This window comes from Pseudomonas sp. FA117, from assembly GCF_057370475.1.
This window is the reverse complement of record NZ_CM170675.1, coordinates 4,199,625-4,223,138: the sequence shown is the minus strand read 5'-3', so window position 1 is coordinate 4,223,138 and position 23,514 is coordinate 4,199,625. Positions and strand designations below refer to the sequence as shown.

Below are 23,514 nucleotides of genomic sequence, written 5' to 3'. Positions count from 1 at the left end.
GGCTTGCCTCGCTTCACGATTTCAAATTGGTACTAAAGTGCCATTAATCACAGCCCATCCCGGCCAACGCCCGCCAGGCGCAGGCCACAGACCAGAGGAACGACCGTGCACAACGTCGTGATCAGCGGCACCGGCCTGTATACCCCGGCCCAGAGCATCTCCAACGAAGAACTGGTGGAATCCTTCAACACCTGGTCGCAACAGTTCAACCACGACAACGCCGACGCCATCGCGCGCGGCGAGGTCGAAGCCGCGCCGTTGTCCGATGCGGCGTTCATCGAAAAGGCCTCCGGCATCAAGAGCCGCTTCGTCATGGACAAGGCCGGCATCCTCGACCCGCAGCGCATGAAGCCGCGCCTGCCGGAGCGCTCCAACGACGAGTACTCGATTCTCTGCGAAATGGCCGTGGCCGCAGCCCGCCAGGCCCTGGAGCGCGCCGGCCGCAGCGCCGCCGACGTCGATGGGGTGATCGTCGCCTGTTCCAACCTGCAGCGCGCCTATCCGGCCATCGCCATCGAAGTGCAGCAGGCCCTTGGCATCCAGGGCTTCGGTTTCGACATGAACGTGGCCTGTTCCTCGGCCACCTTCGGTATCCAGAACGCCGCCAACGCCATCCAGCTCGGCCAGGCCCGGGCGATCCTGATGGTCAACCCGGAGATCTGCACCGGCCACCTGAACTTCCGCGACCGCGACAGCCACTTCATCTTCGGCGACGCCGCCACTGCCGTGCTGCTCGAGCGTGCCGACAAGGCCACTTCCAGGCATCAGTTCGAGATCGTCAGCACCAAGCTGCTGACGTCCTTCTCCAACAACATCCGCAACAACTTCGGTTTCCTCAACCGTGCGGCTGAAGAAGGCGAGGGCACGCGCGACAAGCTGTTCGTGCAGGAAGGACGCAAGGTGTTCAAGGAAGTCTGCCCGATGGTTGCCGAACTGATCGGCAAGCACCTGGCCGAAAACGACCTGCAGCCCGCCGACGTCAAGCGCTTCTGGCTGCACCAGGCCAACCTGAGCATGAACCACCTGATCGTCAAGAAGCTGCTGGGGCGTGAAGTGAGCGAGCAGGAGGCTCCGGTGATTCTCGACCGCTATGCCAACACCAGTTCGGCGGGGTCGGTGATCGCCTTCCACCTGTACCAGGATGACCTGGCCGAGGGCTCGCTGGCGGTGCTGAGCTCGTTCGGGGCGGGGTATTCGATTGGTAGCGTGATTCTGCGCAAGCGCTGATAACGGCTGCGGCCCTTTCGCGGGCAAGCCCGCTCCCACAGGATGGGCTGCCCCCGAGAGTTGGATTTGTGTCCAACTTTTTGGGGGCAGTCCAGGATTGACTGCCCTTGAAGGCAGTGGTGTACCTGTGGGAGCGGGCTTGCCCGCGAAAGGGCCGCTGTTTTTTCAGCAGACGAAAAAAAGCGGGAAGCGCCGGATGGGGTCGGCACTTCCCGCTGAGCTACGCAGGGGAGCGTTCGTTTAGAACTTGGCTTCCAGGTCGACCTGCAGGGTGTCGACGTCTGCATCGGTGTTCGGCAGCTGCGAACGGTCGGTCTTGGCCATCAGGTAGGCTGCGCCGACGGCGAAGTTCTTGTCGATTTCGTAACCGACCTTGAACTTGTGACCGCGAGCACCGGTGAAGCCGTTGCCGAAGTCGGAGTCGGTGAAGGCGCTGACCACAGCGTTGCGCTGCACGTCGCGGTAGTTGTAGTCCAGGCTCCAGGCGCCGAGCTTGGTCTTGACACCGGCCAGCCAGGCCTTGTCTTCGCCGTCGGTGCTTTCGGTGTTCTTCACGTACTGGCCGTAGGCAGCCAGCGGAATGGCGAAGCCGGTGAAGTCGATCTGACCGAAGCCTTCCACCAGGTTGAATTCGTTGGTGGTGTTGCCGAACTGACGCAGGGCGGCAGATTCCTTGTCGTTGTCGTAGCCGTAGATGCTGCCGCCAACGGTGACCTTGAGGCTGTCAGCCGGTGCGAAGCGAGCACCCAACTGGCCGTGGTACAGCTGGGCGTCGTGCTTGAACTGCACGCCGTCGCCGTCGACGTTGTCCTTGAGGGTGTACTGACCGGCGCTACCGAACAGCTCGGTGCTGCCCAGGTTGGTCTTGTAGGTGACTGCCACACCTTCAGGGTTCAGGTCGCTATCCCAGATGATGTCGCCCATGCTCACCCAAGGCTGCTGCATCTTGCCGCCGATCAGGTGCAGGTTCGGGATGGCGGTCGGGTGCCAGTCGAGGTAGGCCAGGTCGACCCACAGCGATTTCTTCTCGAAGTAGTTGTCCAGGCTCTGGTTGGTCGAGCGGCCATCGGCGCTGCTGCCGGTGGCGATACGTACGCCAGCGTCGACCTGCGGGTTGATTTCGCTGTAGAAGCCGACGCGGGCACGGACGCGTTCGCGGTCCTGGTTGCCGCTGCCGCTGCGTGGGTTGTCGACGTTGACGTCTTCGTAACGCAGGCGCACGTCACCCTTGATCTGGGTCTTGGCGGCCCATGCCACTTTCTGTTCGAAGGAGCTCAGGCGCTCGGACTGTGCCTTCTGGTCGGCCTTTTCCTTGGTTTCTTTTGCCAGATCGGCCTGCAGTTCGCTGTACTGCGCCTGGTTGATCGAGCCATTGGCGCGGAGCATTTCGAGCAGCTTGGCGTCGACTGCAGCACTGGCCGGGGCGCTCAGGGCCAGCATCATGCCGGTGAGGCTAACTCCGGTAAGTGTAGAAACAAGACGCATAAGGTTCTCCCTATTGGAAAAGTGTGGGGAGGCTTTTTTGCGCCCACCCCCAAGTTGGCATGTCTCCGGAAAAGGCCTGACTAGACAGGTTCTCGGCATCCGAAAAACAGGCGCAAGTATTGCGAGGGGGGATTACAGAATAATGTCTATTTAGTGGCACCTCTGTGAAGTAATTACTCACATGGGTATAGGAACAGTCCTCGGCATTTGAGTGAATCGGCGCCTTTGGTGATACTGGCGGCCTGAGCCCAGGGAGTCGAAGTCGTGACCAGCCTCTACAGTCTTGCCCACCTGCGTGATATCCCGGCACTGTCCTGGGACGCCCTGGTACCTGCTGGCCAGCCATTCCTGCGCCATGCCTTCCTCAGCGCGCTGGAAGACAGCGCCAGCGTCAGCCGCCAGACGGGCTGGGCCGCCGAGCACCTGGTGCTGGAGCGCGACGGTCAGGTGCGGGCACTGCTGCCGGCGTACCGCAAATGGCATTCTTTCGGCGAGTACGTGTTCGACCATGGCTGGGCCGGAGCCTGCGAGCGTGCGGGCATCCCGTACTACCCCAAGCTGCTCGGGGCCGTACCCTTCAGCCCGGTCAGCGGGCCGCGGCTGTTGAGCGTCGAGCCTGCCGATGGCCTGCTGTTGCTGCAGGCCTTGCCGCAATACCTGGTGCAGGGCGAGTTGTCCGGTGCGCACATCAACTTCACCGACAGCGCCCTCGACCAGCAGATGCTCGGCCAGCCCGAGTGGATGGAGCGCCTGGGTTGTCAGTTCCACTGGCGCAACCCTGGTTACCGCGACTTCCAGGATTTTCTCGACACCCTGAGCTCGCGCAAGCGCAAGCAGATACGCAAGGAGCGCGAACAGGTGGCGGGGCAGGGCATCGATTTCGAGTGGTTGCGCGGCGACGCGCTGGACCAGGCGCGCTGGGACTTCATCTACCGCTGCTACGCCAACACCTACGCCGTGCGCCGTCGTGCGCCCTACCTGACCCGCGAGTTCTTCAGCCTGCTGGCCGAGCGCATGCCCGAGGCGTTGCGGGTGGTGATCGCGCGGCAGAACGGCCGTGACGTGGCCATGGCCCTGAGCCTGGTCGGTGGCGACAGTTTCTACGGTCGCTACTGGGGCTGCCTGGACGAATTCGACCGGCTGCACTTCGAGACCTGTTTCTACCAGGGCATGGACTACGTGATTGCCGAGCGACTGCAGCGTTTCGATGCCGGGGCTCAGGGCGAGCACAAGCTGATTCGCGGCTTCGAGCCGGTGCTGACGCGCTCCTGGCACTACCTGCGTCATCCGGGGCTGCGGCGGGCGGTGGACGAATTTCTGGCCGAGGAACGCGAAGGGGTCAGGGCGTATGCCGAGCAGGCGCGGGAGATGCTGCCTTATCGGCGCGAGTGAGCAGGGGGTTGGATGCTTCGCGGGTCAGCCCGCTCCCACAGGTTGGTTGTGGGAGCGGGTTTACCCGCGAAAAGCCCCTTGCATCGACATCAATCCACCCCGACGAACCCGCCGGTCTGGTGATGCCACAACCGCGCATACAGCCCCTGCTGGGCCAGCAGCTCGGCGTGGCTGCCGCTTTCGACGATACGCCCCTTTTCCAGCACCACCAGGCGGTCCATCCGGGCGATGGTCGACAGGCGGTGGGCGATGGCGATCACGGTCTTGCCCTGCATCAGCGTTTCCAGGCTTTCCTGGATAGCCGCCTCGACTTCCGAGTCCAGCGCCGAGGTGGCTTCGTCCATGATCAGGATCGGCGCGTTCTTCAGCAGCACCCGGGCAATGGCGATGCGCTGGCGCTGACCACCGGAGAGCTTGACCCCGCGCTCGCCGACATGGGCATCGAAGCCGGTGCGGCCCTGGGCGTCGGACAGCTGCGGGATGAACTCGTCGGCACGCGCGCGGCGCACCGCCTCCCAGACCTCCTCGTCGCTGGCATCCGGCCGGCCATACAGCAGGTTGTCGCGGATCGAGCGGTGCAGCAGCGAGGTGTCCTGGGTGATCATGCCGATCTGCGCGCGCAGGCTGGCCTGGTTGACCTGGGCGATGTCCTGGCCGTCGATGAGGGTGCGCCCGCCCTGTACGTCGTACAGTCGCAGCAGCAGGTTGACCAGTGTCGACTTGCCCGCCCCGGACGGGCCGATCAGGCCGATCTTCTCGCCCGGGCGGATGTCCAGGTTCAGACCGTCGATGACCTTGCCGCCCCTGCCGTAGTGGAAGTCCACGTCATCGAAACGCACCGCGCCACGGTTGACCTTGAGCGCCGGGGCATTGGGCGTGTCGGTGACCGAGACCGGCTGGGCGATGGTCTGCAGGCCGTCCTGGACCATGCCGATGTTCTCGAAGATGCCGTTGACCACCCACATGATCCAGCCGGACATGTTGACGATGCGGATCACCAGGCCGGTGGCCAGGGCAATGGCGCCGACGCTGATCAGCGACTGGCTCCACAGCCACAGCGCCAGGCCCGTGGTGGCGACCACCAGCAGGCCGTTGAGGGTGGTGATGACCACGTCCATGCTGGTGATCACGCGTGAGGCCAGTTGGGTTTTCTCGGTCTGTTCGCTGATCGCCTCGCGGGCATACTGCTGTTCGTGGTCGGTGTGGGCGAACAGCTTGAGCGTGGCGATGTTGGTGTAGCCGTCGACGATGCGCCCCATCAGTTTCGAGCGCGCATCCGACGACACCACCGAGCGCTCCTTGACCCGTGGCACGAAGTAGTAGAGCGCGGCGATGTAGCCGACGATCCACACCAGCAGGGGGATCATCAGGCGCCAGTCGGCCTCGGCGAACAGCACCAGCGAGCTGATCGCGTAGATCAGCACGTGCCACAGCGCATCCACCGCCTGCACCGCCGAGTCGCGCAGCGAGTTGCCGGTCTGCATGATGCGCTGGGCGATGCGCCCGGCGAAGTCGCTCTGGAAGAAGTTCAGGCTCTGCTTGAGCACGTAGCTGTGGTTCTGCCAGCGGATCAGGCTGGTCATCCCCGGGTTGATGGTCTGGTGCACCAGCAGGTCGTGCAGGCCGAAGAACACCGGGCGCAACACCAGCACCACCACCAGCATCCAGATCAGCTCGCCCTTGTGCTCGCTGAAGAAGTTGATGTTGGGCGTCCCCTGGGCCAGGTCGATGATGCGGCTCAGGTAGCTGAACAGCGCAACCTCGATCAGCGAGGCGACCAGGCCGACCACCAGCAGGGCGAGAAAGCTCGGCCACACCTGGCGCAGGTAGTACAGGTAGAACGGCCAGACCGTGCTCGGCGGCGCCTCGCTGGGCGCCTCACGGAAGATATCGATCAGTTGCTCGAAACGACGGTACAGCATGGGCACTCCTGTTGATCCCGCTCGCGGGCGGCTTCACGTCCCTGTGAGACCCGCGATCAGTCGATACGTTTGGCCGACTTGATGTAGACCGGGTCGGTCGGTACATCGCGCATGCCTTTCTTGACGGTGGTGGGCGAGTTGACGATCTGGTCGACCACCTCCATGCCCTTGGTCACCTTGCCGAACACGGCGTAGCCGGCGTCGCGGCCCGGGTTGAGGAAGTCGTTGTCGGCCACGTTGATGAAGAACTGGCTGGTGGCCGAGTTCGGATTGGAGGTGCGCGCCATCGACAGGGTGCCGCGGGTGTTCATCAGGCCATTGCTGGCTTCGTTGCGGATCGGATCCTTGGTGTCTTTCTGCACCATCTGCTCGGTGAAGCCGCCGCCCTGGACCATGAAGCCCGGGATCACGCGGTGGAAGATGGTGTTGTTGTAGAAGCCGCTGTCGACGTACTGCAGGAAGTTCTTGGTGCTGATCGGTGCCTTCTCGGCGTTCAGTTCGATCTCCACCTGGCCGAAGCTGGTATCCAGCAGCACGTGAGGGGTCTTGTCGGAGGCCATCACGCTGGCGGCGAAGGCGAACGAGCAGGCGGTGATCAGGAGTTTCTTCAGCATGGGCTCAATGATCCTTGAGAGGTGGATGCCGCTGCGAGAAAGCGCAGCAGGGTCTGGTTGAAGACCTCGGGTTGGTCCAGGGGCGTAGCGTGCCGCGAATCCTCGATGACCGCCAGTGTCGCGTGGGGCATCAGGGCGACGTAGCGCTCTTTCTGCTGGATGGGGGTGTAATCGTGGTCGGCGGCGATCACCAGCGTCGGACACTGGATCTGCCCGATGCGTTCCTGCACGCCCCAGTCGACGATGGCATCGAAGCTCTTGAGATAGGCGCGCTTGTCGTTGCGTGCCCAGCGCTCGGCCATCTTGCGCCGCAATTCGCCCTGTTCGGGCTTGGGGAACAGGCGCGCGGCCAGGCCCTTGCCGACCGTCTCGACGCTGAGCAGGCGCGCCAGGCTCCAGCGCTTGGCCCACCAGATCCAGTGTTCGAGGTTGTGGCGCTTGACCTCGGGGGCGCTGTTGACGATGCACAGGCTGCGCAGCCAGTGCGGATGGTCGACGGCAAGCTGGAAGCCGACCATGCCACCCATCGACAGCCCCACGAAGTGCACCGGGCCTGTGCCAAGGTGCTCGAGCAGGGCCAGCAGGTCTTCGCTGAAGGTCTTGATCCGGTAGCCGTTGCGAGGCTTGGCCGACTGGCCGTGGCCGCGGATGTCCATCAGGATCACCCGGTAATGCCGGCTCAGCTCGGGAACCTGCAGCTCCCAGTCCTGGCTGCTCGAACCGAGCCCGTGCAGCAGCACCAGGGGCTCGCCCTGGCCGTGTTGTTCGTAGTGCAGGCGGCATCCGTCACGTTCGAAACAGGCCATGGGCGCGGTCCTCTCAGGCTTGCGGGGGGGCTGCGAAGGGCACGTCCAGTGGCGCGGTGTCGAAATTGCGCAGCAGCTCGATGAGGATCTGCGTGGCCGGACCCAAGGTCTTTTCCTTGCTCGAGTAAAGGTAGAACAGCGGGTGGCGACTGCCACCCTGATCGAGCGGCAGGGGCTTGAGCAGGCCTTCGCGCAGCTCGCGTTCGATCATGTGCCGGGGCAGCCAGGCAAAGCCCAGGCCGCTGCCGACGAAGGTCGCTGCGGTGCCCAGGCTGCCCACGGTCCAGCGCTGCTCGGCACCCAGCCAGCCGACATCGCGCGGCTGGCTGCGACCGGAGTCGCGGATCACCACCTGCAACTGGCTTTCCAGGTCCTGGAAGGTGATCTCGCGGCCCAGCCGGTGCAGGCTGTGCTCGGGGTGGGCGACGGCGACGAACTCCACCGCGCTCAGTTCGGCGCCCAGGTAGCCGGGAATGTTGAAGCTGCTGATGGCAAGGTCGGCGATACCTTCGTGCAGTACTTCCTCGACGCCGGACAGCACCTCTTCACGCAGGCGCACCCGGCAGCCACGGCTTTGCGGCATGAAGGCGCTGAGTGCGCGCACCAGGCGGGCGCTGGGGTAGGCGGCATCGACCACCAGGCGCACTTCGGCCTCCCAGCCCTGTTCCATGTGGTGGGCCAGGTCCTCGAGCTGGCTGGCCTGTTTGACCAGTTGCCGCGAGCGGCGCAGCAGCACGCTGCCAGCCTCGGTCAGCACTGCCTTGCGCCCGTCGATGCGCAGCAGCGGCACGCCCAGTTGCTCCTGCATGCGCGCCACGGTGTAGCTCACCGAGGACTGCGAGCGGTGCAGGGCCTCGGCGGCCTGGGCGAAACCGCCGTGATCGACCACTGCCTGCAGGGTCCGCCACTGATCCAGGGTCACGCGCGGCGCTTTCATCTTCGGCTCCTGTTGTCCTAAGCTGCGCTCACTACAAGGAGAGCGCGAAATGAAGAAATGGTTTGCAGCACTGCTGACGTCCCTGCCCCTGAGCGCCATGGCCTATCCGATCGATGTGCAGAAGGAGATCGAAGGGGTCAAGCTCGACTACACCGCCTACGACACCGCCTACGATATCGGCAGCATCAGCCTGAACAACTACGGGCAGGTCGCCGCCGCCTGCAAGGTGACGATGCGCAACGGCCCGGAAGCGCCGCGGGTGCGCCGGGTCAACGTGCCGGCCGGCAAAAACGTGGACGTTACCGCCAAGTTCAATCGGCAGATCATCAAGCTGCGCATCGATCTGAGCTGCAAACCCGAATAAAACAATTTATTCGATAGAATGATCCCACTTTTTACGCTTTTTTATCGATAGGTCAAGCCTTAATCTCACCTCCATCGAATCGCAACCCTTTTTGCCGATGGAGGCACCCCATGTCCCGCGTACTGATCATCGAAAGCAGCGCCCGCCAGCAGGATTCCGTTTCCCGTCAACTGACCCGGGACTTCATCCAGCAGTGGCAAGCGGCGCACCCGGCCGACGAGATCAAGGTCCGCGACCTGGCGGTCAATCCGGTGCCACATCTGGACGCCAACCTGCTGGGCGGCTGGATGAAGCCTGAAGCGCAGCGCAGCGCCGCCGAGATCGATGCGCTGGCCCGTTCCAACGAGCTGACCGATGAATTGCTGGCGGCAGATGTGCTGGTGATGGCCGCGCCTATGTACAACTTCGCCATCCCCAGCACCCTCAAGGCCTGGCTCGACCACGTGCTGCGCGCCGGCATCACCTTCAAGTACACCCCGACCGGCCCGCAGGGTTTGCTCAACGGCAAACGTGCGATCGTCCTGACTGCCCGTGGCGGCATCCACACCGGCGCCACCAGCGACCACCAGGAACCCTACTTGCGCCAGGTGATGGCCTTCATCGGCATCCACGAGGTGAACTTCATCCACGCCGAAGGCCTGAACATGAGCGGCGACTTCCACGAGAAGGGGCTGAACCAGGCCAAGGCCAAGCTGGCCGCAGTGGCCTGATGCCTGAAGGGCGAACGAATTCCCAACCCTGACACCTGTTGCTCCTTTGGGTGTATGTGCCCGGTCATGCGAATGACCGGGCTTTTTTTTGCGCGCCAGGCTCAGTGCAGGTCCACTGCTTCCCTGCGCTGCTGCGCCATCTCGATGAAGGCGCTCATCGCCGAGGTCGGCAGCGCATCCTGGCGGCGGATGAACACCGTCGATACGCGAGAGAACGCCACGGGCAGCTCATGGCAGCGAATCGCATGACGCACGCTGCAGCCCTGCGCGACCGACCTTGGCAACAGGGTTACGCCCATTCCGGCCGACACACAGGAAAGGATGCCATCCAGGGTGCCCATCTCCATGATCTGGTTGGGGGCCAGGCCCACCTGGTAGAACCAGTTCTCCAGCGTCGAGCGGTAGAAGCAGCCGCTGCGGAACACCAGCACCGTCTGCGAAGGCATGCGCGCCATCAAGGTGTCGAGCGAATCGAACTGGCCGCTGCTGACCAGCACCAGTTCCTCGCAGAACACCTCTTGCTGGGCAAGCGCCGGATTCTGGTGAAACCCGCCGACGAACGCGCCGTCGATCCGGTGGGATTCGATGGCCTTGATCAGCTCGGCCGTGGTGCCGGTGAGCAGCGACAGTTGCACGTCGGGATGCTGCTCGCGATAGCGCGTGAGGATCTGCGGCAGGCGAATGGCTGCGGTGGTCTCCATCGAACCCAGGCGCAGCGGGCCGCTGGGGACGCCGGTATCGAGCAGGGCGTTGCGGCTTTCTTCGGTCAGTTGCAGGATGCGCCGGGCGTAACCGAGAAACGTCTCGCCGGCGGCCGTGAGCATCACGCCGGACTTCCTGCGGATGAACAGCTCGCGGTTGAGCTCGACCTCGAGCTCCTTGATCCGCATGGTCACGTTGGACTGCACCGTATTGATCCTGACCGCCGCAGCGGTGAAGCTGCCCAGCTCGGCCACTGCGCAGAAGATCTTCAACTGACGCATTTCCATGAGTCTTGCCCATCACTGATTATGATCGATGGCGTGTTTATGCATCATTTCATGAGCGGATTTCCAGTGGTACGGGCAGCGTCTGCTGTCCGAATGACGCTTCACCATTGGTGATGGATTCCATCGTTTATCATCATTTGTGTGGATGTGTTCGAGTGCTTAAGGTCGCAGCTGGGGCTCGATCAGCCCGCCCTGCACACTCCATGATGAGCAATCTCCATGAGCACAGATATCCAGGCCTTGCTGAACATCCGCTTCCCCATCATCCAGGCGCCCATGGCGGTGGTCTCCACGCCGCAGCTGGCGGCAGCGGTCTCGAACGCCGGGGCCATGGGGTCGCTGGCGATCGGGCCGTGTTCGGTCGCACAGGCGCGCCAACGCATCCGCGATACCTTCGCGCTGACCCGGGCGCCGTTCAACGTCAACGTGTTCTGCCATCGCCCGGCGGTGCGCGAGGACGCGCGCGAAGACGCCTGGCTGCAAACCCTCGAATCGCGGTTTGCCGAGTTCCAGGCGCAGCCGCCGCAGGGCTTGCAGGAAATCTATCGCTCGTTCGTCGAAGACACCGAGATGCTGCAGATGCTGCTGGAAGAAAAGCCGGCGGTGGTGAGTTTCCATTTCGGTCTGCCGCCGCAGTCGTACATCGAGGCGCTCAAGGCGGCCGGCATCGTGCTGCTGGCCTGCGTCACCAGCGTGGACGAGGCGCTGCAGGTGCAGGAAGCCGGCGTCGATGCGCTGATCGCCCAAGGTTACGAGGCGGGCGGCCATCGCGGGATCTTCGACCCCGAGCATGATGACGAACTGACCACCCTGGCACTGGTGCGCCTGCTCGCCGGGCGGGTTCGACTGCCGATCATCGCGACCGGTGGGATCATGGACGGCGCCGACATTGCCGAGGCCTTCGCGCACGGCGCCAATGCGGCGCAGTTGGGTACGGCGTTCCTGCTCTGCCCGGAGTCGGCGACCAACCCTGCCTATCGCGAGGCACTGGCCGGGCCGCGGGCGCAGCAGACGCAGATCACCAGCGCAATCTCCGGACGGCCTGCGCGGGGTATGGTCAACCGGGCGTTCGAGATCACCAGTGCTGCCGGTGTGCCGCAATACCCCCGCACCTACGATGCCAACAAGCAGCTCAATGCCGTGGCGACTGCCCAGGGCAGCAGCGACTTCGCCGCACAATGGGCCGGCACCGGCGCCCACCGGGCGCGCTCCATGCCGGCCGCGCAATTGGTCGAGGTGCTGATGGCCGAGTTCGAAGCACAGCGCTGGCAGGCAGGGCCTGGCGCAATGACTTGAATGTGGGAGCAACTGTCTTGCTCAAAATCTAGAGGCCAGCCCAATTCCTGTGGGAGCGGGCTTGTCCCGCGAACACCGGCACAGCCGGTGCCATCCACCGCCGAATCTTCATCATCCTCCCGGTTGCCCAGAGCCCCCCGTACCCGCTAAGGTCGCCGCCTTGATCCACGAGAGGCAACCATGGGCTACCTGATTATCGTCGCGCTGATCCAGGCGTTTTCCTTCAGCCTGATCGGCGAGTACCTGGCCGGCCACGTCGACAGCTATTTTGCCGTGCTGGCGCGGGTGCTGCTGGCGGGGCTGGTGTTCCTGCCGCTGACCCGCTGGCGCCAGGTCGAGCCGCGCTTCATGCGCTCGATGCTGCTGATCGGCGCGCTGCAGTACGGCATCACCTATGTCTGCCTGTACCTGAGCTTTCGCGTGCTCACCGTGCCTGAGGTATTGCTGTTCACCATCCTCACGCCCTTGCACGTCACCCTGATCGAAGATGCGTTGAACCGCCGTTTCAACCCGTGGGCGCTGTTCGCCGCCCTGGTGGCGGTGGCCGGTGCCGCGGTAATCCGCTTCGACAGCATCAGCGGCGAATTCTTCATGGGCTTCCTGCTGCTGCAACTGGCCAACTTCACCTACGCCGCCGGACAGGTGCTGTACCGCCACCTGATCGCCCGCCACCCCAGCGACCTGCCGCACTACAAGCGCTTCGGCTACTTCTACCTCGGTGCGCTGATCGTCGTGCTGCCGGCCTTCCTGCTGTTCGGCAACGCCCAGCACCTGCCGAGCACCGACGTGCAATGGCTGGTGCTGCTGTTCCTCGGCCTGTGCCCGACCGCGCTGGGGCTGTACTGGTGGAACAAGGGCGCGTGCCTGGTTTCCGGCGGCACCCTGGCGGTGATGAACAACTTGCACGTGCCGGTCGGGCTGCTGCTCAACCTGCTGATCTGGAACCAGCACGAACCGCTGGGGCGGCTGTTCATCGGTGGGGCAGTGATCCTCGCCTCGGTGTGGCTGAGCCGCCTGGGCGAGCGCCGCAGCCCGGCACTGGCCGGCAAGGCCTGAGGCGCGCATGCATACCATCCTGGTCATCGTCGCGCCGATCTTCGCGCTGATCCTGGTCGGCTACCTGTGCCGCAAGACCGGCAAGCTCGGCGAGCAGGCCGCCGCCGAGATCAACCGCATGGTGGTCTGGCTGTGCCTGCCGGCGCTGCTGTTCAAGGTGACCGCCACCGCGACCTGGAGCGAAATCTGGCATCCCGGGTTCATCGTCGCCTTCGGCGCCGGGGCACTGGCGATGTTCTTCGTCACCCTGGGTTGGCGCCTGTTCAGCGGCCATGGGCTGGTCGCCGCGAGCATCGATGGCCTGAGCGCAGGCTACGCCAACACCGGTTACATCGGCATCCCGCTGTGCCTGTTGCTGTTCGGCCAGCCGGGGCTGCAACCGGCGTTGATCTCTTCGCTGATCGTGGTCTGCCTGGTATTCGCGATTTCCCTGACGCTGATCGAGATCGGCCTGCAGGAAGAGCGCCAGATCGGCCGTGCCGTGCTGCTGGTGGGCAAGGCGCTGGCGAAGAACCCGCTGGTGATTGCGCCGCTGGCAGGCGCGGCCTGGGCCATGTCCGGCCTGGGCCTGGCCGAGCCGGTGATGCACTTTCTCGACATGCTCGCGCTGGCGACCACGCCCTGTGCACTGGTGTCGCTGGGTGCATTCCTGGCCGAGAAACGTACCGGCAGCCAGGCCAGCCCGTGGCCGCTGGTGGGGCTCAAGCTGGTCGGGCAACCGGCACTGACCTGGGTGCTGGCGTTCAAGGTATTCAGCCTGCCGACCATGTGGGCGTCCTCGGCGGTGCTGCTGGCGGCGCTGCCGACCGGCACCGGGCCGTTCATGCTGGCAGAGTACTACAAGCGCGAGGCAGGCCTGATATCGCGCACCATCCTGCTGTCGACCGTGGTGTCGCTGGTAACCCTGACCGGTCTCATGTACCTGCTCGGCGTGGCCGGCTGACAGGCACGCAAAAGGCGCCCATCGAGGGCGCCTCTGGTGTATTGCCGGTGTTGCTTCAGCGCGCGTAGGCGCTGGCCATCTGGCCGACCAGGGTGGCCCATGGCATGTCCAAGGCACCGTACACCGGGCCGGCTTCGGCACGGCCGTTGTCCTTGAGGATCTCCACCATCAGGCTGGCGTAGTCCGACAGCACCACGCCGGCCTGCAGCATGCGCAGCAGCCCGACTTCGCGCTTGGTCTGGCTGAAGGTGCCGGAGGCGTCCACCGCCACGTAGGCGTCCAGGCCGCGTGAAACGGCGGTCATGGCCGGGAAGGCCGCGCACACTTCCAACGAGATGCCGGCGAAGATCAGCTTGCTGCGCCCGGTGGCTTCGATGGCAGCCGCCACGCGTTCGTCGTCATAGGCGTTGACCGAGGAACGGTCGATGATCTGTACGCCCGGCAAGGCCGCAGTCAGCTCGGGGAAGGCCGGGCCCCACATGCTGTCGGCGGCGGTGGTGGTCACCACGATCGGCAGGCCCAGGGCCTTGGCCGCCTTGGCCAGGGCAACGACATTGTGCTTCAGTTCGCCGGTCGAGTAATCACGAACACCAGACATCAGGCCCACCTGATGGTCTACCAGTACCAGGGCGGCGTTGTCGGCGGTCAGTGGTTCATAGGTGCGAGTGGTCATGGCTGCATTCCTTCGATTGGGTAAGGTCGGGCTTGCGTGTCGGGATGACGGGTTAAACGTTACGGGCGGATGCGGATGGGCAGAAGTCCCTCATCTGGCGACGTAGCGTCCAAGCAGCCGGACGATGATCGTGGACCGTCCGGCGCTGTTGCAGGCTCAGGCCGGAACCCGGCCGAACTCCCCGCGGGCATGGCTTTCCAGGGTGCTGCGCACTTCGGCTTCGGTACTCATCACCAGCGGCCCGTACTTGACGAAGGCCTCGCTGATCGGCCTGGCGGCGATCAGCACGAAGTGCGCCGCGTGTTCGGCGTGCACGACGATGCCTGCGCTGGCGCCAGCGCCCAGGGTGATGGCCTGGCCCGGGGCCAGGGCCTGGTGTTCACCGGCGCAGGCGATCTGCAGGTTGCCATCGACCGCATAGACCCAGGCTTGATGGCCGGTGGGCAGCAGGTGTTCGAAGCGACCGCCCGGCTGCAGGTGGCCGTCGAGCAGGGTGATCGGCTCCGGTGTGCCCTGGGCACCGCTGACCGTGCCGCTGTGGCCGAGCACGACCCGCACCCGGTGCTTGTCGCCCGCCAGCATCGGCACCGTGTTGCGCGGTACGTGCAGGGTGCGCGCAGGTTCGTGCTTGAGCCGTGCCGGCAGGTTGACGAACAGTTGCAGGGCATGCACCCGGGCGCCTTCGGCTGGCCGCTCCTCGTGTACCGCGCCGTTGGCGGCCGCCAACCAGTAAGTGTCGCCGGCGCGCAGGGCAACGGTGTTGCCGAGGCTGTCGCGGTTGATGAAGTCGCCCTGGGCGTCCTCGAACATCACCGTGACCGCCGACATGCCGGCGTGCAGGTGCGGGGCGAAGGTCGGCGCGGTCATCACGAAATGATCGACCATCAGCAGCGGGTCCATGCGGGTGCCGAACATCTCCTCGGAGAAGTGTCGGGCGCTGAAGCCGCTGCCGATCTCATGCGGCTGGCCGTCGACGACCTCGCTGAAGCGTGGTGTGTGCAAGGGTTTTATCGGGTGGTTCATGGCGGGTTCCTCTCGATTGATCCGACAGGTTCAATCTAGGGAGCCCGCCCGGGGCTGAGAAGCCGCTGGCGCCGGGACTCTACGTCCAAGGCGCTGGACGATCTACATCAGCACCGCCTTGGGAAACTCCGTGGCCAGGTGATCGAGGAAGGCCCGCACCGAGGGCAGCAGGCCCTGGCGGCTGGGGATCAGCGCAGTGATGCTGGCATCCCCGGCGATCCACTCCGGCAGGATCCGCTGCAGCGCACCAGAGCGTACGGCGCTGCGGCACACGTAGCCGGGCAGGGCGACGATGCCCAGGCCGCGGATCGCCGCCTGCTGCAGGCCGAGCATGTCGTCCGACTGCAGGCGCGGAGCCAGGGGCACGATCACTTCGTCGCGGTCCTGTTCGGCATGGCGCAGGCGCCAGATCGGCGCCACGCCGGCGCGCAGCATGAACAGCGCCGGATGCTGTTGCAGTTCGGCAGGCGTGCGCGGTGCACCGTGGCGGGCCAAGTACTCGGTGCCCGCGAACAGGAACCATGGCGCCGGCGCCAGGGTGCGCTGGATCAGGTCCGAGTCGGGCAGGGGGCCGGAGTGGGCGCGGATCGCCACGTCATAGCGTTCGCCGACGATGTCCACCGCCCGATCCGCCGAATGCGCCACCACATCCACCTTGGGGTAGGCGATGAGGAAGTCGGCGATGATGTCGGACAGCGCGCATTGCATCGTTGCCGTGCCGGCAGTGCAGCGCACCACGCCGCAGGGTTCGCTGAGGCGGGCGCGAATCACTGCCTCGGCCAGCTCCGCTTCCTTGAGCATGGACTGCGCATGGCGGTAGAAGTCCTTGCCGGCCTCGGTCATGCCGAAGCGCCGCGAAGTGCGGTTGAGCAGGCGCACGCCCAGGTCGTTCTCCAGGTGCTGGATGCGATGGCTGAGGGTGGACTTGGGAATCTGCAAGGTCCGACCTGCCGCAGTGAAACCGCCCTGGTCGACCACGTGAACGAAGAAGTAGAAGTCGTTTAGGTCCAGCACGCGACACCCATTGTTCGTTGTTGTAGGTGAGGTCCGATTGTGCAGAGCGCGGCGCAAGGCGTCCAGAGAGCATCTGGCGCCGCGGCCCTGGCACGCATCACAGGCGCGGGGCGATGGCCTCGGCGAGCATGATGGTGGTGAGGTTGGTGGCCACAGACGGGATGTCCGGCATGATCGACGCATCGATCACATGCAGGCCCTGCAGGCCATGCACCGCGCCGCGTTCGTCAACCACGGCATGAGGGTCGTCGGCGCGGCCCATGGGCGCGGTCGAGGTCGGGTGCGCGTAGCCATCGACCTGCTCGATCACCGTGCGGCGCAGTTGTTCCTCGTCCTCCAGGCCGATCGCTTCGCCCGGCGCGATCTCGAAGGCCACGCTGGCGCTGAACGGCGCGGTGCGGCCCAGGCGGCGCGAAAGCTTCACCGCCTCCATCAGCCGGCGCAGGTCGCTGGGGTCGTGGAAGAAATTGTAATGGATGATCGGCGCGACCCGTGGATCGCGGCTGGCCAGGCGCACGCTGCCGAGCGAATTGGGCAGGGTGACGGCGCAGGCGAGCACGATGGCGCCGCCGGTCGGGCTCAGCGCCGGGTCGAACAGGTGAGTGGCGGAGACGTGCAGGTCCAGCTCGTCGTCGGCTGCTTCGCTGGAGCGGGTCCAGATGATCGCCCCGGCGGCTGGGGTCATGGCCCGCGCCTCGGGTGTCAGGGCGTAGACGTTGTAGTAGAACGGGTGCTCCTTGAGGCGCTCGCCCACCGGTGCATCGACCAGCAGCGGAATGCCCAGTGCCTGCAGGTGCTCGGCCGGGCCTACGCCCGAGCGCATCAGGATCGCCGGGCTGTTGAAGGCCCCGGCGCTGAGAATCACCAGGCTGGCCTGCACGCTGCTGCCGTCGAGCAGCACCACGCCGGTGGCGCGTCCGCTTTCGATCAGCACCCGGTCCACCTCGCTTTCACCACGGATGGTCAGGTTGGGACGGGCGCGCACCTCGTCGGTCAGGTAGGCCATGGCGGTGTTGATGCGCTTGCCGTCCACCACATTGAGCGGGTAGGGCGACACACCATGCTGTTGCGCGCCGTTGAAGTCGCTGACCCGTGGCAGACCAAGGGCATTGGCGGCCTGGACGAAGGCGCGCATCGACGGGGTGTTTTCCTCCATGGTGCGCTGGCGCACCGGGAACGGCCCGCTGCGACCATGCCAGGCGTCGTCGCCGCTGGGGGTGTTCTCCAGCGCCTTGAACACCGGCAGCACCTCATCGAACGACCAGCCCTCGAGACCCCGGGCCGTCCAGCGGGCGAAGTCGGCGGCGCGGGCACGCATGGCCACCGCCGCGTTGACCGCCGAACAACCGCCCAGCACCTTGCCGCGCAGGGCATTGACGTCATGGCCCAGGCCGTCGCGGTCCTGGGTGCGGTAGCCCCAGTCATGGCGCGGATCGCCACCGACCCGGTCGGCGTTGGCCAGCACGTCGGGGAACTGATCGGCGTGATAGGCGGGGCCTGCCTCCAGCAGCAGCACCCGACGCGCCGGGTCGGCGCTGAGACGGTTGGCCAGTACCGCGCCGGCAGAGCCGCCGCCGACGATGATCACGTCGAAGTGCGAGGGTTGAACGGTCATGATGGTGCTCCTCTGATTATGGGTCTTGTGCGTTCAAGGGGAATCAGGCGGCGCCGTGCAGCGCCTGGTGCAGAAACGCTCCGGCGCGGTCCAGCGCCTGGCGGCTGCTGGCCAGGTGCGCGACATCGAGCTGGAACACGTGATGCAGCCCTTCCCACAGTTCAAGGCGGGCATCGACACCCGCCTGCTGCGCGCGCTCGGCGAACTGGCGGGCGTCATCGAGCAGGCGCTCGTCGCTGCCGACCTGCAGCAGCAGCGGCGGCAGGCCGTTCAGATCGGCGAATAGGGGCGAGGCGAGCGGATCGCGCGGATCGACATCGCCCAGGTACTGGCGGGCGCATTGCTGCAGGTAGGCATGGCCGATCAGCGGATCGACGATGTCGGCAGCGGTCATCGACGGGCCACTGAACGACAGGTCGGCCCAGGGCGAGAAGGCAACCCCGGCCACCGGTTGCGGCTGCTGCGCCTTGGCCGCCAGACGTGCCAGCAGGGCCAGGGTCAGGCCACCACCGGCCGAATCACCGACCACCGCGATGCGCGAATGACCCTGATCGAGCAGCCAGTGCCAGGCTGCCAGCACCGCATCGGCGGCCTGCTGCATCTGGGCCTCGGGTGCCAGCGGGTAGTCGATGACCAGCACTGGCGCCTGGGTGCGGCTGGCCAACTGGCTGGCGAAGTGCCGATAGCCCCGGGCCGACCCCTGCACATAGCCGCCGCCGTGGATGTAGAGGATGACCTGCCCCGGCGTGGTATCGACAGGGCGTGCCCACCAGCCGGCGACGGTGTCCGCTTGCAGCGCCTCGAAGTGCACGCCTTCGGCCAGTGGGGTGGCGCCGATGAAACGGTCGTAGGTTTCGCGCTGGGGGCCAGTGGCCGTGGCCCAGAAGTGTGCGAAGCGCTCGCGCAGGGATTGCTCGCGATGGCGTTCTTCGGGAGTCAGTGGGAAGCGTTCAAAGGCGACCTGTTTACGGGGTTGCATGATCGAGCTCCTGTTGGCGTCCGGGGTGGGGCCAATCTAGGAGGTCGGGGGAGTGGGGAGAAGACGGGGGAAGCTGGATCCAGTGTTCAATGGGTTGGACGATGGGGTGGCGCTACCGCTTGAGACGCCTGTGCATATCGCAAAGGCGTCGTTGTCAGCGGCGATTACTTGTCTTTTATAACCAACGGCACGTCGGGCGTGCCTGCGTAGAAGACGATCAACTCCACCGGCTCATCCTGCGCTTCACCGCGATGCGGTGCATCGACCGTCTCGGGCAACACATCGCCAGGACCAATCATCATGGACTTCATGTCGCTCTTGCGCACCACCTTCAGATGGCCCGACACCACATAAGCTGCGTTGATCACGGGATGAGAGTGCCAAGGCAGTATGCTGTGCGCAGGGATCTTGTAGCGCAATATCGTGACTTCAGGCTGAGTCGTCGGATACTGTTTGTACTGAGTGCCATCCCAGGAGTGGGTGGTCTTCAACAGCGGTGTAACTTCGATTCCCGGCTCAGCAGCTGAAGCGCCGACGCTGTACAGGTGGATACCCAGAAAAGGCACTATCAATAGGGCGTTGAAACACATCCGCTTGACGTTACGGCGCACCATGACGCTTCTCCAAATGAGGCTTGTTGGCGAGCTTTCGGATCTTTATTGTAATGGGCTTTCATGAACCCGGTGTGCTTTAAGTAAATTGGTATTTTGAGTTTGACTTTTAAATGCTTTCGAAATACTTGATTTACTTTTTCGCGCGCCAAGGTCTTGAAGATTATTGCAATAAAGCGTTGTTTTGAGGCCGGCAAACTCTACGATAATTTAAAAAATCGCGGATGAAGATTTTTTAATCGTATTCGTGTTTGTTCATGGAATAGATTGTCATGGGCAAGTGTTATCGCGCGAGGCTGAATGTTTCGTTCAGACACGTCGTTGCCGCAGTAACCTTACCCACCTATGTAAGGTTGGGCGCTGCGTGAACGGCATCCATCAGATGCCGGCCTATTCCGCTCTTTGAGTGAGCAGGGTCAACGAAAACACTTCTGACCACGTCAGCGTCGAGGTCGGCAGTGCCGACAATTTTTTCGCCCGGGGCGAACGTGACACTCCATGCTGAGGCCCTGATCCGGAAGCGTCACAGCTTGGCCCATCGCAATGTGCCTATCCGGACGCCTAGGGCCTCATTGTCGTTGGACGACGCGCTATTGCGCCTTGCCCGCTCGCAGATGCGTCGCATCGATCTTGCACACCGAATCGCGCAGGTTGCCGATCAGCGACTGCCGCTGCAACGGCTTCCACTGCGCAATATCGTCCTTGCGCGCCACTTCCTGTCCCTGGGCAAAGGGCTGGGAGAAATACACCCGGCCGAACTGCGCCGTCTGGTCCTGCTCGCAATTGATCACCCGGACCACCCGCGAACTACGGATCTCTGAAGGCTTATCGCCGGTGGCGGTGGGTCCGAGGTAATTGTTGATCAGGTAGAACTGACGCAACTGCGGATTGCCCTGATACAGCGCGACGGAACGGGCGTCGAAGTAGGTTGCCAGTTCGGCGTCCTCCAGCAGTTTGAACATGCCGGGAGGTGGGGTGACTGGCGCTTCGGCCACAGCCTTGTGCGGCGCCGTGCCGTGGGCGCAGCCGCCCAGCAGCAATACCGCGGCCAGGTACGACAGGCGTTTCATCGTGTGGCCCCTTGCGCAATGTCCGGACGCTCCTGCTGCAACAGGCGCTCATCGACGCTGCCCTGCAACGAGCAGAGCAGGCGGGTCTTGCCGTCCTCGACGCTGAGCATCAGGAGCTTTTCCGCAGAACCCGCTGCCGGAGCAATGCCCGAGGCCGCTGCAGGGTTGTCCTGCCAGGCGGAACTGGCATCCGCTTTGATCTTCGGCCTGGAAATGAAGTACTCGCCGGCCTCCTGCCATTGCGCATTCGGCAACTTGGCCATGACCTGCTCGCGGCTGGCATCGATTTCGAAGCCCCAGAAGTAGTAAGTGCCTTGCTCGCCGAGGTCCATGACCCGGTCGTAGTAGCTGGTCAGGCGCAGGCCCTGATCGTCGACAGCGGGGCTGAAGTGCTGGAACGCGGTGTCGAAATCGCGGCGGTCCGACACCGGTAGCCAGGCCAGGCCGCGCTGGTCGGTGGCCAGCTTGACGGTCTTGCCCAGGTCGGCGCGTTGGGCGTAGAGCTGCTTGAAGAATGACGGCTCACACGAAGCCAGGCTTTCGCTGAGGCCGCCGGCCAGTGCATTGCCGGAGCACAGGCCGATGAAAAGGGGGAGTAGTGCTTTGCTGCAGGGGAGGGATAAAAGGCGACGCATGTCCATTGCTGGAAGATTCCTGGTGGGGGAAAGACGCGATCTTAATGGCGTCAGGACGGTGGTACAAATTGAAAGAGATGAAAAAGTGTTCAAGGCAGGTTGCGTGCAACTCAAGCTCAGGGCCAGAGCAGTGTTGCTGTTATGAGATAAAGCCAATGGATTGAATTTTAATTGACTTTGGAGGGTGCTATCCTCGCCCCGGAAATGTAATAGCGCTTATGGCTTACGCCATGATGATCGTTCCCGGGGAAATCATGACTCAACACCAAGGCTTCGAAATACTGTTGTTCTCTTACGGTACGTTGCAGGACGATGCCGTTCAGTTGAAGAATTTTGGTCGAACATTGGTCGGTCGCGACGATCAGATGACTGGCTATCGGCTTTCCTATGTTGAAATTACCGACCCCGAAGTGCTGGCCACGAGTGGCAAGACACATCACCCTATTGTCAGCCCCAGTGAAAACCCTGATGACACTGTTCCAGGTATGGTTTTCCAGATCACGTCGCAGGAACTGGCCGCGGCTGATGCCTATGAGGTTTCCGATTACAAGCGTGTCGCGGTGGGACTCGTTTCTGGGTTGACTGCATGGGTTTACGTCAAAGCTTGAGGTGACAGGGGCAGAATCTTCAGGGATTCGAAGAGCCAGTATTTGGCGGTCAGCCCCGTGTGTCAGGTGACGCGGGTCAGGTTCTACCGGAGACGAAGTGATGTCGTTGGATAAGGACTGGCAGCCGAGCTTTGGGGAAATCGTCACGTGGTTCGCCATGGACAGGCATGGACGCATAGCGGTGATGGTCAACAATTGTTTCGGCCCTTTGCCGTCGGCGTTGCTGGCCATTCCCGAGCTCGAGGCGAAGCTCGATCGGCTAAACGAGTTCATGTGGGAAGAGTCGAGTGAAGTTGAAGACTACCCAGATAACAAGAACGGCCAGACGCTGTTGGATATCTATAACTTCCGCAGGCACGTCAGTACCCCCTCGCGCGCGGAAATGGAGTCGGTCGTTGCAGAAAGATCAAGGTTCGATCAAGCGCTTACCGAGTATTCAGTGCCATCCATAAAAGGGTTTTATATTTATCATGCGTTGGAAGAGTATGCTTCCAGCGAAGATTGTCCGGTCGGCTATGAGGGCAGGCCGGTAATTGGGGATTACTTTCGGTATTTGATGCCAACCGTACACGCGGGTATCGAGGACTTCCCCGAACAATTGAGGCCGTTCATCGCTGTTTCAGACACGTTGGACTTCACCGTTGATCGCGCCATTTCAGGCGATTCGATCAACCAGGCGTTCAAGCGGGTTGTTGATCAGCAAGGGTGAAGGAACAGCCGCTTGAATTAAAGGCATCATTCGGTTTGCTTGCAGGAGGGGCTTTATACGGTCGCAGTGATCCACATCGTCCCTTTTCAAACGCATGCTCGATCGTTCAAAAATCAGAAAATGCGCCTTTCGTGTAGTCCATTTTCCAAAGATACTCCTACCGCCTTTTTTCCGTTGCGGCTGATTGGGCAGCGCTCTAGTCTCGGCGCGTCGTTGTACATCAACGACACAGCTTTGACAGGCTGTGATGGTACATGGCTTGCAGCTTCCTTTTATGGCGGCTGTACGTGCGGGCACGCTTGCGTGCGCCGGAACTTGCTATGTCCGCCGGTCTGTCAACCCACGTACAGCTGCCACCCTTCTGTTTGACAGCAGGCAGGTGACCGCCTTTCTCAAAGGACGTAGTCATGCTGAAAGTTGTTCCCGATCCACCCCACAATAATCACTCCCTCGAAGACACCATCATCCAGGCCACCGAGTACGCACTCTGCGCGCAAACCGTGGCTCATCAAGCGTTTCTCCTCCAACCCAAGTCCCCCGTCTCGCTCCTGGTAATGGCTGCCATCCATGAAATGGAAGCGCTGAGGATTTTGCTGGAGTCGGCTTTGATACAGATTCAGATGCCGGCAGAGTCGCAGACGGCTCACTGAGTTGAATGGGATGTGGCGGGGCTGGCCTCTTCGCGGGCAAGCCCGCTCCTACTAAGCCCAGCGCGGGCTGCAGGGGTGGTGATGTGACCTGTTGTAGGAGCGGGCTTGCCCGCGAACACCGGCGAAGCCGGTGCCACCCACCGCGTTGTGTTCTTCGCGGGCAAGTCCACAACAAGTTCTTCAGCG

General features: G+C 63.5%; 24 protein-coding genes and 1 pseudogene. 10 read left to right on the top strand and 15 right to left on the bottom strand.

Annotation, left to right across the window (positions count from 1 at the left end):
- Positions 1–105 precede the first annotated feature (105 nt).
- Positions 106–1,227: a beta-ketoacyl-ACP synthase III gene (locus tag AC1TXO_RS19545; protein ID WP_486403254.1), complete on the top strand. Its 1,122-nt coding sequence runs from the start codon at positions 106–108 to the stop codon at positions 1,225–1,227.
- Between the two features lie 240 nt (positions 1,228–1,467).
- Here the strand turns inward: AC1TXO_RS19545 and AC1TXO_RS19540 are convergent, their stop codons facing one another.
- Positions 1,468–2,712, bottom strand: a complete 1,245-nt coding sequence (locus AC1TXO_RS19540; protein WP_486403253.1) for a putative porin — start codon at positions 2,710–2,712, stop codon at positions 1,468–1,470.
- Positions 2,713–2,976: 264 nt separating this feature from the next.
- Between AC1TXO_RS19540 and AC1TXO_RS19535 the strand changes: the two genes are divergently transcribed.
- Positions 2,977–4,104, top strand: a complete 1,128-nt coding sequence (locus AC1TXO_RS19535; protein WP_486403252.1) for a GNAT family N-acetyltransferase — start codon at positions 2,977–2,979, stop codon at positions 4,102–4,104.
- A gap of 89 nt (positions 4,105–4,193) precedes the next feature.
- Here the strand turns inward: AC1TXO_RS19535 and AC1TXO_RS19530 are convergent, their stop codons facing one another.
- From AC1TXO_RS19530 to AC1TXO_RS19515, 4 genes are read right to left on the bottom strand one after another with little or no spacing between them, the layout of a single operon-like run.
- Complete coding sequence (locus tag AC1TXO_RS19530) at positions 4,194–6,026, bottom strand: ABC transporter ATP-binding protein (protein ID WP_486403251.1); 1,833 nt, start codon at positions 6,024–6,026, stop codon at positions 4,194–4,196.
- A 56-nt stretch (positions 6,027–6,082) separates the two neighbouring features.
- Positions 6,083–6,640 (bottom strand): peptidylprolyl isomerase, encoded by a 558-nt coding sequence (locus tag AC1TXO_RS19525; RefSeq protein WP_486403250.1) that lies wholly within the window; start codon positions 6,638–6,640, stop codon positions 6,083–6,085.
- Positions 6,634–7,446, bottom strand: a complete 813-nt coding sequence (locus AC1TXO_RS19520) for an alpha/beta fold hydrolase (protein WP_486403249.1) — start codon at positions 7,444–7,446, stop codon at positions 6,634–6,636. Before AC1TXO_RS19520 ends, AC1TXO_RS19525 begins: the two co-directional genes overlap by 7 nt.
- Positions 7,447–7,459: 13 nt before the next feature.
- Entirely contained in the window at positions 7,460–8,383 is a 924-nt protein-coding gene (locus AC1TXO_RS19515; protein WP_054893297.1) for a PA3225 family LysR-type transcriptional regulator, read from the bottom strand.
- Between the two features lie 49 nt (positions 8,384–8,432).
- Here AC1TXO_RS19515 and AC1TXO_RS19510 point away from each other — a divergent pair, with 49 nt between their 5' ends.
- Complete coding sequence (locus tag AC1TXO_RS19510; RefSeq protein ID WP_486403248.1) at positions 8,433–8,747, top strand: 3-phosphoglycerate kinase; 315 nt, start codon at positions 8,433–8,435, stop codon at positions 8,745–8,747.
- A 110-nt stretch (positions 8,748–8,857) separates the two neighbouring features.
- The gene (locus AC1TXO_RS19505) at positions 8,858–9,457 is read left to right on the top strand and encodes an FMN-dependent NADH-azoreductase (protein ID WP_486403247.1); all 600 of its coding nucleotides are present in this window, start codon (positions 8,858–8,860) and stop codon (positions 9,455–9,457) included.
- 101 nt (positions 9,458–9,558) lie between these two features.
- Here the strand turns inward: AC1TXO_RS19505 and AC1TXO_RS19500 are convergent, their stop codons facing one another.
- Entirely contained in the window at positions 9,559–10,440 is an 882-nt protein-coding gene (locus tag AC1TXO_RS19500) for a LysR family transcriptional regulator (RefSeq protein ID WP_486403246.1), read from the bottom strand.
- A 225-nt stretch (positions 10,441–10,665) separates the two neighbouring features.
- On the opposite strand from AC1TXO_RS19500, the gene AC1TXO_RS19495 reads away from it, so the two are divergent.
- The 3 genes from AC1TXO_RS19495 to AC1TXO_RS19485 all read left to right on the top strand — a co-directional run bounded on the left by AC1TXO_RS19495 (position 10,666) and on the right by AC1TXO_RS19485 (position 13,741).
- On the top strand, positions 10,666–11,742 hold the full coding sequence (locus tag AC1TXO_RS19495) for an NAD(P)H-dependent flavin oxidoreductase (protein WP_486403245.1): 1,077 nt from the start codon (positions 10,666–10,668) through the stop codon (positions 11,740–11,742).
- Between the two features lie 180 nt (positions 11,743–11,922).
- Positions 11,923–12,798 carry a carboxylate/amino acid/amine transporter gene (locus tag AC1TXO_RS19490; RefSeq protein WP_486403244.1) on the top strand — a complete coding sequence of 292 codons (876 nt, stop codon included), beginning with the start codon at positions 11,923–11,925 and terminating at the stop codon, positions 12,796–12,798.
- Positions 12,799–12,805: 7 nt separating this feature from the next.
- Complete coding sequence (locus AC1TXO_RS19485; RefSeq protein WP_486403243.1) at positions 12,806–13,741, top strand: AEC family transporter; 936 nt, start codon at positions 12,806–12,808, stop codon at positions 13,739–13,741.
- Positions 13,742–13,796: 55 nt separating this feature from the next.
- On the opposite strand, the gene AC1TXO_RS19480 is transcribed toward AC1TXO_RS19485, so the two are convergent.
- From AC1TXO_RS19480 to AC1TXO_RS19440, 9 genes and pseudogenes are all read right to left on the bottom strand, one after another.
- Complete coding sequence (locus tag AC1TXO_RS19480; RefSeq protein ID WP_486403242.1) at positions 13,797–14,414, bottom strand: isochorismatase family protein; 618 nt, start codon at positions 14,412–14,414, stop codon at positions 13,797–13,799.
- Positions 14,415–14,570: 156 nt separating this feature from the next.
- Complete coding sequence (locus AC1TXO_RS19475) at positions 14,571–15,437, bottom strand: pirin family protein (protein WP_486403241.1); 867 nt, start codon at positions 15,435–15,437, stop codon at positions 14,571–14,573.
- A gap of 102 nt (positions 15,438–15,539) precedes the next feature.
- The gene (locus tag AC1TXO_RS19470; protein ID WP_486403240.1) at positions 15,540–16,451 is read right to left on the bottom strand and encodes a LysR substrate-binding domain-containing protein; all 912 of its coding nucleotides are present in this window, start codon (positions 16,449–16,451) and stop codon (positions 15,540–15,542) included.
- 97 nt (positions 16,452–16,548) lie between these two features.
- Entirely contained in the window at positions 16,549–18,066 is a 1,518-nt protein-coding gene (locus tag AC1TXO_RS19465; protein WP_486403239.1) for a GMC family oxidoreductase, read from the bottom strand.
- 43 nt (positions 18,067–18,109) lie between these two features.
- Entirely contained in the window at positions 18,110–19,045 is a 936-nt protein-coding gene (locus tag AC1TXO_RS19460) for an alpha/beta hydrolase (RefSeq protein WP_486403238.1), read from the bottom strand.
- A 164-nt stretch (positions 19,046–19,209) separates the two neighbouring features.
- Positions 19,210–19,659 carry a cupin domain-containing protein gene (locus tag AC1TXO_RS19455; protein ID WP_486403237.1) on the bottom strand — a complete coding sequence of 150 codons (450 nt, stop codon included), beginning with the start codon at positions 19,657–19,659 and terminating at the stop codon, positions 19,210–19,212.
- Between the two features lie 361 nt (positions 19,660–20,020).
- Positions 20,021–20,134, bottom strand: a pseudogene (locus AC1TXO_RS19450) (GNAT family N-acetyltransferase); the annotation flags it as partial.
- Between the two features lie 112 nt (positions 20,135–20,246).
- On the bottom strand, positions 20,247–20,726 hold the full coding sequence (locus tag AC1TXO_RS19445; protein ID WP_486403236.1) for a surface-adhesin E family protein: 480 nt from the start codon (positions 20,724–20,726) through the stop codon (positions 20,247–20,249).
- Positions 20,723–21,367, bottom strand: coding sequence for a hypothetical protein (locus AC1TXO_RS19440; protein WP_486403235.1), 645 nt, complete (start codon positions 21,365–21,367; stop codon positions 20,723–20,725). Before AC1TXO_RS19440 ends, AC1TXO_RS19445 begins: the two co-directional genes overlap by 4 nt.
- 248 nt (positions 21,368–21,615) lie before the next feature.
- Between AC1TXO_RS19440 and AC1TXO_RS19435 the strand changes: the two genes are divergently transcribed.
- From AC1TXO_RS19435 to AC1TXO_RS19425, 3 genes are all read left to right on the top strand, one after another.
- Positions 21,616–21,969, top strand: coding sequence for a gamma-glutamylcyclotransferase family protein (locus AC1TXO_RS19435; protein WP_486406867.1), 354 nt, complete (start codon positions 21,616–21,618; stop codon positions 21,967–21,969).
- A 100-nt stretch (positions 21,970–22,069) separates the two neighbouring features.
- Positions 22,070–22,678 (top strand): hypothetical protein, encoded by a 609-nt coding sequence (locus AC1TXO_RS19430; RefSeq protein WP_486403234.1) that lies wholly within the window; start codon positions 22,070–22,072, stop codon positions 22,676–22,678.
- Positions 22,679–23,085: 407 nt separating this feature from the next.
- On the top strand, positions 23,086–23,328 hold the full coding sequence (locus AC1TXO_RS19425) for a hypothetical protein (RefSeq protein WP_486403233.1): 243 nt from the start codon (positions 23,086–23,088) through the stop codon (positions 23,326–23,328).
- Positions 23,329–23,514 lie beyond the last annotated feature (186 nt).

Bases quoted from the DNA above. Each gene is read 5' to 3' on its own strand.
- AC1TXO_RS19540 (WP_486403253.1), bottom strand. From the start codon at position 2,712: ATGCGTCTTGTTTCTACACTTACCGGAGTTAGCCTCACCGGCATGATG.
- AC1TXO_RS19530 (WP_486403251.1), bottom strand. From the start codon at position 6,026: ATGCTGTACCGTCGTTTCGAGCAACTGATCGATATCTTCCGTGAGGCG.
- AC1TXO_RS19525 (WP_486403250.1), bottom strand. From the start codon at position 6,640: ATGCTGAAGAAACTCCTGATCACCGCCTGCTCGTTCGCCTTCGCCGCC.
- AC1TXO_RS19520 (WP_486403249.1), bottom strand. From the start codon at position 7,446: ATGGCCTGTTTCGAACGTGACGGATGCCGCCTGCACTACGAACAACAC.
- AC1TXO_RS19515 (WP_054893297.1), bottom strand. From the start codon at position 8,383: ATGAAAGCGCCGCGCGTGACCCTGGATCAGTGGCGGACCCTGCAGGCA.
- AC1TXO_RS19510 (WP_486403248.1), top strand. From the start codon at position 8,433: ATGAAGAAATGGTTTGCAGCACTGCTGACGTCCCTGCCCCTGAGCGCC.
- AC1TXO_RS19505 (WP_486403247.1), top strand. From the start codon at position 8,858: ATGTCCCGCGTACTGATCATCGAAAGCAGCGCCCGCCAGCAGGATTCC.
- AC1TXO_RS19500 (WP_486403246.1), bottom strand. From the start codon at position 10,440: ATGCGTCAGTTGAAGATCTTCTGCGCAGTGGCCGAGCTGGGCAGCTTC.
- AC1TXO_RS19495 (WP_486403245.1), top strand. From the start codon at position 10,666: ATGAGCACAGATATCCAGGCCTTGCTGAACATCCGCTTCCCCATCATC.
- AC1TXO_RS19490 (WP_486403244.1), top strand. From the start codon at position 11,923: ATGGGCTACCTGATTATCGTCGCGCTGATCCAGGCGTTTTCCTTCAGC.
- AC1TXO_RS19485 (WP_486403243.1), top strand. From the start codon at position 12,806: ATGCATACCATCCTGGTCATCGTCGCGCCGATCTTCGCGCTGATCCTG.
- AC1TXO_RS19480 (WP_486403242.1), bottom strand. From the start codon at position 14,414: ATGACCACTCGCACCTATGAACCACTGACCGCCGACAACGCCGCCCTG.
- AC1TXO_RS19475 (WP_486403241.1), bottom strand. From the start codon at position 15,437: ATGAACCACCCGATAAAACCCTTGCACACACCACGCTTCAGCGAGGTC.
- AC1TXO_RS19465 (WP_486403239.1), bottom strand. From the start codon at position 18,066: ATGACCGTTCAACCCTCGCACTTCGACGTGATCATCGTCGGCGGCGGC.
- AC1TXO_RS19460 (WP_486403238.1), bottom strand. From the start codon at position 19,045: ATGCAACCCCGTAAACAGGTCGCCTTTGAACGCTTCCCACTGACTCCC.
- AC1TXO_RS19455 (WP_486403237.1), bottom strand. From the start codon at position 19,659: ATGGTGCGCCGTAACGTCAAGCGGATGTGTTTCAACGCCCTATTGATA.
- AC1TXO_RS19445 (WP_486403236.1), bottom strand. From the start codon at position 20,726: ATGAAACGCCTGTCGTACCTGGCCGCGGTATTGCTGCTGGGCGGCTGC.
- AC1TXO_RS19440 (WP_486403235.1), bottom strand. From the start codon at position 21,367: ATGGACATGCGTCGCCTTTTATCCCTCCCCTGCAGCAAAGCACTACTC.
- AC1TXO_RS19435 (WP_486406867.1), top strand. From the start codon at position 21,616: ATGACTCAACACCAAGGCTTCGAAATACTGTTGTTCTCTTACGGTACG.
- AC1TXO_RS19430 (WP_486403234.1), top strand. From the start codon at position 22,070: ATGTCGTTGGATAAGGACTGGCAGCCGAGCTTTGGGGAAATCGTCACG.
- AC1TXO_RS19425 (WP_486403233.1), top strand. From the start codon at position 23,086: ATGCTGAAAGTTGTTCCCGATCCACCCCACAATAATCACTCCCTCGAA.